Annotated in this window: 6 protein-coding genes; all 6 read right to left on the bottom strand. The window is 47.5% G+C overall.

Annotated features, from left to right (window positions below):
• A partial coding sequence (locus tag ACTXGO_RS05955) for a UvrD-helicase domain-containing protein (RefSeq protein WP_443573687.1) occupies window positions 1-1,271 on the bottom strand: 1,271 nt, incomplete at its 3' end.
• 316 nt (window positions 1,272-1,587) lie between these two features.
• Window positions 1,588-2,595 (bottom strand): porphobilinogen synthase, encoded by a 1,008-nt coding sequence (gene hemB, locus ACTXGO_RS05950; protein WP_443543470.1) that lies wholly within the window; start codon window positions 2,593-2,595, stop codon window positions 1,588-1,590.
• Window positions 2,596-2,690: 95 nt separating this feature from the next.
• Window positions 2,691-4,535: an efflux transporter outer membrane subunit gene (locus tag ACTXGO_RS05945; protein WP_443543472.1), complete on the bottom strand. Its 1,845-nt coding sequence runs from the start codon at window positions 4,533-4,535 to the stop codon at window positions 2,691-2,693.
• Window positions 4,532-7,786: an efflux RND transporter permease subunit gene (locus ACTXGO_RS05940; protein ID WP_443573685.1), complete on the bottom strand. Its 3,255-nt coding sequence runs from the start codon at window positions 7,784-7,786 to the stop codon at window positions 4,532-4,534. The genes ACTXGO_RS05945 and ACTXGO_RS05940 overlap by 4 nt, the downstream gene beginning before the upstream one ends.
• A gap of 35 nt (window positions 7,787-7,821) precedes the next feature.
• Window positions 7,822-9,222 carry an efflux RND transporter periplasmic adaptor subunit gene (locus tag ACTXGO_RS05935; protein WP_435950421.1) on the bottom strand — a complete coding sequence of 467 codons (1,401 nt, stop codon included), beginning with the start codon at window positions 9,220-9,222 and terminating at the stop codon, window positions 7,822-7,824.
• Between the two features lie 367 nt (window positions 9,223-9,589).
• A complete protein-coding gene (locus ACTXGO_RS05930; protein WP_443543474.1) occupies window positions 9,590-10,609 on the bottom strand; it encodes a polyprenyl synthetase family protein in 1,020 nt (339 codons plus the stop codon).
• Between the last annotated feature and the right edge of the window lie 78 nt (window positions 10,610-10,687).

Here is a 10,687-nt window from a genome sequence, read left to right as displayed (position 1 = left end):
TTCTCTAAAGTCGCAGGCCCCATACCGCGTTTGGGCGTATTGATAATACGCAAAAATGCACTATCATCCTCAGGATTTAAAATCAGGCGCAAATAGCCCATAATGTCTTTGATCTCACTACGCGCAAAGAACGACTGACCACCCGATAGCTTATAAGGTATCTGTAATTGGCGCAATTGTGCCTCAAGCATACGCGCCTGAAAGTTACTGCGATAGAGCACCGCGTACTGTTCCCACTCATTACCAAAACGCAGTTTATGGGTGATGATCTCTTTTGCCACGCGCTCAGATTCATCATCATCGTTACGGCAATTAATGATACGAATTTTTTCGCCTTGACCTTTATCTGACCACAGTTTTTTTTCGAACAGATGCTCATTATTAAGAATAACGGCATTAGCTGAGGTCAAAATACGACTGGTCGAGCGATAATTTTGCTCAAGCATAACGATCTTGAGTTTGGGAAAGTCCTCTTTGAGCAGCGCCATATTTTCAGGTTTGGCGCCGCGCCACGCATAGATAGATTGGTCATCATCACCGACCACAGTAAAGCGCCCTTGCGGCCCAACTAAGTATTTAATCATTTCATACTGGGCGGTATTGGTATCTTGATACTCATCGACGAGTAAGTAGCGAATACGATTTTGCCATTTATCACGCAGCTCACGATTTTCGCGTAGTATCTTGGTTGGCAAGACAATCAAGTCATCAAAATCGACGGCATTATAAGCGCGCAAATTACGCTCATATAAGGCATAGAGAGTTGCAAAAATCATGTCCTCTGGATCATCTAAAGTTTCCATCGCTTTATCAGGCTCAACCAGATCATTCTTCCAATCCGATATCATTTTTATCGCTTTGCCAACCAGCTCACGACTCTCAGCGCCTGATAAGTTATCGCGCATCATCAGCTCCATCAATAGCCGCTTGCTATCATCACTGTCCATGATAGAGAAGTTGCCTTTGAGCGGGGTATGAATCAGCTCATAACGCAAAAACTGTAAGCCAAATTGGTGGAACGTCGAGACCGTCAATCCGCGCGTCTTTTCACTCGGTAGCAATTTACTGACCCGCGCTTTCATCTCGCGCGCGGCTTTATTAGTAAAGGTCACTGCGGTGATACGCTCAGCTGGCATATTGCATTCTTCGATAAGATAAGCAATCTTGCGCGTAATCACCGAAGTCTTACCTGAGCCTGCGCCTGCCAATACCAAAAGCGGCCCTGATACATAGAGCATAGCTTCTTTTTGTCTAGGATTGAGTTGACTCATATGGTGACCTTTGTGGCAAATAGTACAAAAACAAAAAGAATAGACGTGGCTTTGTATCAAACAAAATAGTTGACTATTGGTGATCACAAAGCTTATCTATGTTGATGATAAAGCGAGACTAATCGTACAAAGCATCGCCTAAAATCTGGTGGGTTATTATAAAGCAAAAGGATGGGTTTTTGGGGTTTGGTCTAAAGACCGTGAGGTGATATTATGCAAAAAAGGACAGTGTACTTGATGTACAAGTAATATAGCGTCAGTTTAAAGCGTAAACTGACGCTATATTTTTGCTTTAGAGGTTAAATGTTATAAAAAACTAAGCATGGTTTAGTTGGCGAGCCGCTTCTAATGCAAAATACGTCAAGATGCCATCGGCACCAGCGCGGCGAAAGCCAATGAGCGACTCTAATATCACCGCATCAGTCAGCCAGCCATTTTGAATCGCCGCCATATGCATCGCGTATTCCCCTGAAACTTGGTATGCGAACGTTGGTACGCCAAAGGTGTTTTTGACCTCGCGGATCAGATCCAAATAAGGCTGACCGGGTTTAATCATGACCATATCTGCGCCCTCAGCGATATCCATTGCCACCTCGTGCAAGGCCTCCGCGCGATTACCAAAGTCCATCTGATACTGTTTTTTATGTCCACCCTTTAGATTGCCTGCACTACCGACAGCGTCACGAAATGGGCCGTAGTAGGCAGAGGCGTATTTGGCAGAGTAGGCCATGATAGCGGTATTAGCAAAACCTTCGGACTCAAACGCATCGCGCATGGCTTTGATACGACCGTCCATCATATCGCTTGGAGAGATAATATCAGCGCCTGCACGCGCGTGAACGAGTGCTTGCTTGACGAGTACCTCAACGGTGGCATCGTTGACCACGTAACCGCTATCATCGAGTAAGCCATCTTGACCATGAGACGTATAAGGATCAAGGGCGACATCGGTCATAACGACCATCTCTGGCACCGCATCTTTGATAGCGGCGACCGCGCGAGCAGTAAGACCGTTGGCGTCATAAGCGGCCTTGCCATCAGGCGTTTTTAGCGAGTTGTCGATAACAGGGAAGATATCGATAGTGGTGACGCCCTCGGCTAACAATGCTCTAGCATATTCAATGGTCAAATCGATGGATAAACGCTCAACGCCTGGCATGCTAGCAATGGCTTGACGCTGGTTTTCCCCTTCCAAAACAAAAACAGGAGCGATAAAGTGTTTGGGGTGCAATTCAACTTCGCGGATCATCGAACGCACATTATCGTTATAACGCAAGCGGCGCAGACGAGTCTCAGGAAATTGACGATTAAAGGTATAAGACATGGATATTCCTTATTGTTTTTAATAAAAGCAAAAAGCCCCGCCAAAGCGGCAGAGCTCGTTTTATCTGTAACATCTATAAATTAACGCTAAATAAACTATGGCTCACTTATCTGCGTGACTGGCACGGTTTCAACGGCGCTTTCATCAATAAGTAAACCTACCGCCGCGTCAGCATCGTTGTCATCATCAATATCGACGATAGCCGTTGGCTTAAAGGTCATATCATCTGAGCCTTGTTCCTGCTTGATAGCGACAGCTTCGGCTACAGAGACTACGCGGGCAGAGCTTGCCGCTTCAATCGCCTCAGCCGCTTTTGCTTCTGCGTTATTGGTCACTAACGTTGCGATATTCGTCAGATTAGTATATTGCGGCACAGGGATAGCGGTAGTTGGTACATCAAGATTAGCACCGCCGCCAAGCGCTTGGTATAGCTCAATTTGGCTGATGATTTTTTGCAATTCTAAATCTAGGATACCCTGCTGAGTCGAAAACAAAGAGCGCTGAGCATCGAGAACATCTAGATAGTTTGCGATACCTGCCTTGAAGCGTGCATTAGCAATCTCATACGTTTGATCAAAGTTATCTTGCAGACGGTACTGCGCCGCTAACTGCTCACCAAGCGTTGCTCGGGTGGCAAGGACGTCTGAGACTTCGCGAAAAGCGGTTTGAATAGATCTCTCGTACTGAGCAAGACTCTGCTTACGCTCCACTTGTGCCACTTCATAATTAGCATCAAGCAGGCCACCATCAAAGATAGGCACACTAAGGTTGGGACCAAACGACCAACCAAAGGAGTCGCTATCAAACAAATCGCTTAACCCATCGCTACGCAGACCGACGCTACTGGCAAGGCTAATCGTTGGAAAATATGCGGCGCGCGCGACATCGATGTTAGCGCCAGCAGCCTTAAGGTTATATTCTGCTTGCAAGACATCGGGACGAAAGCGTAGCAGCTCACTTGGCAGACCAGCGCTAAAGACTTCGTGAGTTGTAATATTACTGACCGCAGGCGCTGGGATAAGCTCTCCGGGTATCGGTGCACCAAGCAAGAACTGTAGCGCGTTACGAGAGGTCAAAATGCTGCTTTGAGCGCGTAATACGGCGAGGCGGGCATTCTCAAGCGCCGCTGAGGATTGCAGTGAGGGCAGCTTGGGATCGATACCTGCTTTAAAGCGCTCATTGGCAATAAATAGCGAGCGCTCACGGCTCTCGACAGTGGCCTCTGCTAGCTTTAACTGCGCTAGGCTGTAGCTCAAATTAGCATAGCTTTGGGCGATATTACTGATCAGACTAATCTTGGTGGCATCTTTTGCTGCTGTCGTTGCCAAAAAGCTCTGCAACGCTTGATCTTTCAAGCTATCAATGCGACCCCAAAAGTCTAACTCATAGCTGGCAAGACCTAAGTTGACACCATAACTGTCTGTTGTTTGACGACCACCCACACTACCGCCGCCAGGGAGACTGGTTCGAGGCGTGGCTTGGCTTTGACGAGAGTAATCGACCTGACCGTTAATCGTAGGCAAATCGCGAATATCGGTGATTCGGTACTGCGCGCGCGCGCGCTCAATCGCAAGACGCGCACTCTCAAAGTCTTTGTTGTTCTCAAGTCCCAAAGCGATAAGTGCTTTTAGGCGCTCGTCACTATAAAAGTCCTGCCAGCGCTGACCAGCTAGGCTTGGCTGCTGCGGCGTACTAACCGTCTCTTTATCAAAATTACTATAAGACTCATTAATAGGAATATTTGGCTGCGCCAGCACAGGCGTAGTATCTACTTTTGGTATGGTGTTACAAGCAGTCATACTTAGCGTTAATACGCTCAAACTCAAAAGGCGGGTTGAGCGCCCTACAAATGCTTTTTTTACAGGGTTGCACGCGAGCATTCGCTTTTTTGTAGTGATTGCCTTGGGCACTGTATGGGCAGTAATAGAGGGATTACTCATTGTGTATTATCTCCAAAGCTTGCAGGCTGATAATTCTCAGAGGTGACTAAAGTCTGAGTGTCATCTGTTGAGTCGTCGTTAGGGCCATTATCGTGACCATCATCATCTGGATCACGCGGTTTGTTATTGCCATATTTATGCGGGAACAGACTACGTACCCAAACATAGAACATAGGAATAAAGAATATACCCAAAAAGGTTGCTGTCAGAACGCCGCCGACAACACTGGTACCGATCGCGTTTTGACTACCAGAACCTGGGCCACTGGCGATAAATAACGGCACGACACCTAGGCCAAAGGCAAGCGAGGTCATAATAATAGGACGCAGACGCTGGCGGGCTGCGGTCATAACCGCCTCTTTGAGACTATAACCTTCCTCTTGATGCTCTTTGGCAAACTCAATAATCAAAATGGCGTTCTTAGCAGAGAGACCGACGACGGTGAGCAGGCCGACCTGCAAATAGATATCATTGGCAAAGTCTCGCAGCCATGTAAAGATGACCGCACCTAATACCCCAAGCGGGATAACTAGCAGCACTGAGAAGGGAATAGACCAGCTCTCATACAGCGCGGCTAAACATAAAAAGACGACCAAAATAGATAGCGCATAAAGCATAGGAGCCTGCGCACCAGATTTTTGTTCCTCTAGTGACATACCTGTCCACTCGTAACCCACGCCTTCGGGTAACTCGCTTATCATGTTTTCCATCGCGCTCATCGCCTCACCTGTACTAAGACCTGGGGCGGCGCTACCTTGAATGTTCATAGACGGTAGACTGTTATAGCGGGTTAAGCGCGGCGAGCCTGATTGCCACTCACTACTTGAGAAGGCATCGAATGAGATCATATCACCTGTCTCATTACGCACATACCACTTACCGATATCATCAGGGTTGGTACGGCTATTAGGCTCACCTTGGACAAACACACGCTTGATACGGCCACGATCAATAAAGTCATTGATGTAACTTGACCCCCAAGCGGTTGAGATTACGCTATTGATACTACCAAGCGATAAGCCATAGGCCGCCGCTTGCTCTTGATTGATATTGACTTTAAGCTGCGGCGCATCTTCTTGTCCATTAGGACGTACGCCTGCGACTTGATCGTTTTGCGCGGACATACCTAGGAGCATATTGCGCGCTTCAAGCAGCCCATCGTGCCCGATATTACCGGTATCTTGAATCATTAAATCAAAACCACTAGCGTTACCCAGCTCAGTGATGGCAGGCGGTACAATAGCGAATACTTGCGCTTCGTTCAATTGAGTAAAGAAGTAGCCCATCGCTCGACCCGCAACGGCCTGCGCAGTGTTCTCGTCGCCATCACGCGCCTCCCAATCAGAGAGTCGCACGAACGCCAGACCCATATTCTGTCCTTGTCCGGCAAAACTAAAACCTGCAATGGTAAACACTGACGCGATATTATCCGTCTCTTGGGTATCGTAATAAGTACGCACTTTCTCTAGCACATCTTGGGTTTCATCGAGCGTGGAACCTGCTGGGAGCTGGACTAAGGTAAACATAATACCTTGATCCTCCTCTGGCAAGAACGAGCCTGGAATACGCAAGAACACCACTGTCATAATACCGATGATGATCGCGTAGCCCACCAGATATAACCATTTAAAACGGATACTTTTACCCACAAAGCCTTCGTATTTGCGGCTGAGCTTAAAGAAGCTACGGTTAAACCAACCAAAGAAGCCTTTTTGCGCTTCAGTATTGCCTTTTTCATGACTCTTGCTACGTTTGAGCAAAGTCACACATAGAGCAGGGGTGAAGATAAGGGCGATTAGTGCTGAGAGCACCATAGCAGTAATCAAAGTGATCGAGAACTGACGATAAATGACGCCTGTTGAGCCGCCAAAGAACGCCATCGGTACAAATACCGCCGACAAGATAAGGGCAATACCGATTACAATTTTGCTAATCTCACCCATTGATTGAATGGTCGCGTCTTTGATTGAGATATGCGGATCTTCTTCTAATATACGCTCGACGTTCTCAACGACGACGATGGCATCATCGACCAGTAGACCGATGGAGAGTACCATCGCAAACATAGTCAAGACATTGATACTAAAGCCTGCGACGTACAAGACGGCAAAGGTGCCAAGCAAAACGACAGGAACAGCAAGTGTTGGAATAATAGTCGCGCGCCAGTTCTGCAAAAAGATAAACATGACGATAAACACCAGTACGATCGCTTCAAGCAGCGTCATGACAACTTGTTCGATAGACAAGCGCACAAATGGCGTGGTGTCATAAGGTACAACAGAAGCTAGACCTGCTGGGAAGTTAGATTCAAGCTGCGCCATACGATCGGCGACTGCTTCACGAGTCTCCAAGGCATTAGCGCCGCCTGCAAGCGAGATACCCAGACCTGCTGCTTCTTGACCGTTGTACTGTGAGACTACGCCGTAGTTTTCACTACCAATCTCGACATCTGCCACATCACCCAAGCGTACTTGCGCGCCTGAGACGTCTGTTTTGAGTAGGATATTGGCGAACTCTTCTGGCGTTTGTAGATAGCTTTGTACCGTAACCGTCGCGTTAATAACCTGCTGGTCGGTATCGGCGGGCGCTTGGCCTAATTGTCCTGCTGAGACTTGAGCGTTTTGCGCGCGAACCGCATTGACGACGTCGCTTGGCACCATGTTATAGCTACGTAAGCGCGCAGGGTCTAGCCAGATACGCATGGCATAAGTAGAACCAAATAGCTGTACTTCACCAACGCCTTCGACGCGGCTGAGCTGATCGACGACATTTGAGCTGACATAATCAGCAATATCAGCGCGGTCCATATTCCCATCTTCTGAGATAAAGGCCTGTACCATCATAAAGCTACTGGAGGACTTGTTGACATTGACCCCTTGGCGCTGAACGGATTCAGGCAATGAGCTCATAGCCGATTGTAGCTTGTTCTGTACTTGTACTTGTGCGGTATCAGGATCAGTACCGTTCTCAAAAGTGAGCGTAACGGTCGCTCCGCCATTAGAGGAGCTAGACGATGAGATATACATCAGACCGTCAAGGCCTTTCATGCGCTGCTCGATGACCTGAACGACAGAGTTCTCGACCGTTTGCGCATTTGCGCCAGGGTAGCTGGCACTCACTGAAATCGTCGGCGGCGCAATACGTGGATACTGTTCAATCGGCAGATTGATGACCGATATGACCCCGATAAGCATGACCAAAATGGCCATTACCCATGCAAAAATAGGGCGATTAATAAAAAAAACTGACATAGTATATCCCTAAGTCTTCCTATCTTTGAATGGAATTAGTTAGCAGAAGCTTCAACTGAATTGTCATTAGAAGCGTCATCGCCAGCTGGCTCATTCATCGTTTTGGCAGCTTGCTGCGGCGTTTTGGCATTAGCACTGCCACTAGCAGTATTTGCCGATGGCGCAGGATTGGCACTCTCAAGCGGTTTGGCAACGACTTCTTGTTCAGGTTTGACTTTAGCGCCGCCAATAATGACCACTTGATCGCCTGCTTGTAAGCCGTCAGTGATGACCCATTGACCATCGAAAGTACCGTTGACCGTAACGGGTCGCACTTGAATTTTGTTGTTTTGATCGACGATATACACCTGCGTTTCACTCTTAGGCGTACGCATAACCGCGCTCTGTGGCAGTAAGGCGGCATTGGTGATAACGCTTTGCGTCAAGCGCGCTGAGACATACATACCTGGAAGCAGAACGTTATTTGGATTTGGAAATATAGCCCGCAGCGTGACTGCGCCTGTCGATTGATCCACTTTAGCTTCTGATAAAGCGAGCCTGCCGCGTACTGGATATACCGAACCGTCCTCTAACACTAGCTCAACTGTATTCATACCAGCTTGGGCTGTGCCTTCAGATATTTGTTGGCGCAGTTTAAGTAGCTCGGATGAAGACTGACTAATATCGACATAGATGGGATCAAGACGTGAGACGGTAACCAAGGGATCGGGCTGACCTGCACTAACCAAAGTACCAGCGGTGACGCTTGAGCGATCCGTACGACCTGCAATGGGTGCTCTGACAATGGTGCGATTAAGATCCAAAGTACTCGCGTCTAGGGCGGCCTGCGCGCTTTGAATGCCTGCTTCTGCACTAGATATACCAGCTTGCGTTTGTCCTACTGCCGCGCGCGCACTCTCCAAAGCGGCCTGCGCGGTACGAACCTGCGTGACGGCTTGATCATATTGCTGTTTGGAGATCGCATCGATATCGACCAAGCCTTGCAGTCGCTGCAAATCGTTTTGGGCCTGTGCAAGCGACGCTTGACGGCTAGCGAGCTCAGCTTTGGCGTTAGCATTATTGGCTATTGCGGTCTGACGATTGGCTTGTGCTTGAGCGATAGCGGCCTGACCACTAGTAATAGATGACGCGTAGTTATCGGTGTTAATCCGATAAAGCGGCTGACCTGATTTAACGTTACTGCCTTCACGGAACAATACCTCTTCAATCACGCCGCTCACTTGTGGACGCACATCGGCGGTCTCAAAGGCGGCGGTACGACCAGAAAAGGTTTGAACTTGAGGAACGGATCCAAAGGTGACGGCTTGAACATTGACAACAGCGGGCGGCATCTGTTGCTGCGCCGCTGCGGCGTCTTCGTCTTTTTTGTCACAGCCAACCAGTACAGCTCCAGATAGTACAGTGGCCATTACAAGCGCAAGAGTAGAGTGCTTCATCAAGGTCCTCGTCGATATAGATACGATATAAGTAAAGTAGATAACCGTTAAGCTGATAAATGCCATTGAGGTACTCATCATTTTATGTCTAGAAGCTATCTAATAATGGGGTTTAAGCGAAATATGAATAACTAAGTATGAACAACAAGTATGCGTAAAAAGTATAAGTGAAAAATTATTCGCTATTATAAACTATTGGGTACACCCTATAGTCAAGTCGTCATAAAGCGCTTTATATTAAGATCTATGTATTTTATCTACTTACAAAGCGCGTAGCCTATAAGCTGGCTTAAAAATCGAGCACTAGCAATAAAAAATTATTCCCTATAAAAAATTGTTAACTTTTGTTATAGATTCAAATAATACTCTATAACAGTCGTGCGCTGGCAAGCTCAGTTAATTGATATAGTCCAAGTCGATAGCGATTGTCAGGTAGAGTGCTAAGAGCTTGTTGTGCAAGCTTAGTTTCTTCTAATGCTCGCGCAGTACAATAGTCAAGCGCTCCTGACTGACGTACCAAATCAATAAGCTGCTTAGCATTGGGTGTTTTGCCCGTCTGAACGGCTACCCGCAGTTGCTCATAACCTTTTGAGTCACTACCCTTTAGGAGCTCCAACGCTTTAATCGTCGGTAAGGTAGGCTTGCCTTCACTTAAGTCGTCCCCTAAGTTTTTGCCCATAAGCTCGCTATCACCGCTGTAATCAAGCACATCATCAATGATCTGAAAGGCATTGCCAAAGTGCTGACCAAAATCAGAGAGCGCCTGCATATGCTGTTCTTGCTTTTGCAAAATGGCGGCGCCTTGGGTTGCCATCATAAACAGCCGTGAGGTTTTGCCATCGATAATGTTCAGGTAATCCGTCTCAGTTGCCGCAGGATTGTGCTGATGCTGAAGCTGCAACACCTCCCCTTCAGCGATATCACAAGTGCCATCGGAGAACAATTGTAATAGAGACAAACTTCCAAAACCGACAAGCAAATTAAAAGCGCGGGCAATTAGGTAGTCGCCTACGAGCACAGCGGTGGCATTGTCCCAAGTGGCATTGGCAGTGGGTTTGCCGCGGCGCTGTCCTGACTCATCAATCACATCATCATGAACCAAAGTGGCGGTATGTAGCATCTCAGTAATCGCCGCTAAATGCATGGCCTGCGTTGAAGGCTCATCATTTAGCATGCGCGCGCAAAGCAGCGTTATCAGCGGGCGCATACGTTTGCCGCCAGCATTAATCACATGCTGAGAGACGCTCATCACCAGCTGTACTTTTGAATTAAGACTACCAAAGACTTGCTTATCCATGATCTCAAAGTCGCTTGCAACGATGCTTTGAATCTCGCTATAGCTTAGGGTAGAGGGTGTTTTTGATGCAGATAAAGGGGCACTAGTCATAATCAATCGTCATATCAAAGGAATAAAAACTCACTTAAAAATGAGCAAATAATCGGTCTACAAAAAATGATGAAGTTG

The sequence above is a fragment of the Psychrobacter sp. T6-1 genome, from assembly GCF_052258445.1.
The sequence above is the reverse complement of the archived record's forward strand: the minus strand, read 5'-3'. Positions and strand labels throughout refer to the sequence as shown.

Coding starts and splice junctions, on each gene's coding strand:
- ACTXGO_RS05945 (WP_443543472.1), bottom strand. CDS start 4,535: ATGAGTAATCCCTCTATTACTGCCCATACAGTGCCCAAGGCAATCACT.
- hemB (WP_443543470.1), bottom strand. CDS start 2,595: ATGTCTTATACCTTTAATCGTCAATTTCCTGAGACTCGTCTGCGCCGC.
- ACTXGO_RS05940 (WP_443573685.1), bottom strand. CDS start 7,786: ATGTCAGTTTTTTTTATTAATCGCCCTATTTTTGCATGGGTAATGGCC.
- ACTXGO_RS05935 (WP_435950421.1), bottom strand. CDS start 9,222: ATGAAGCACTCTACTCTTGCGCTTGTAATGGCCACTGTACTATCTGGA.
- ACTXGO_RS05930 (WP_443543474.1), bottom strand. CDS start 10,609: ATGACTAGTGCCCCTTTATCTGCATCAAAAACACCCTCTACCCTAAGC.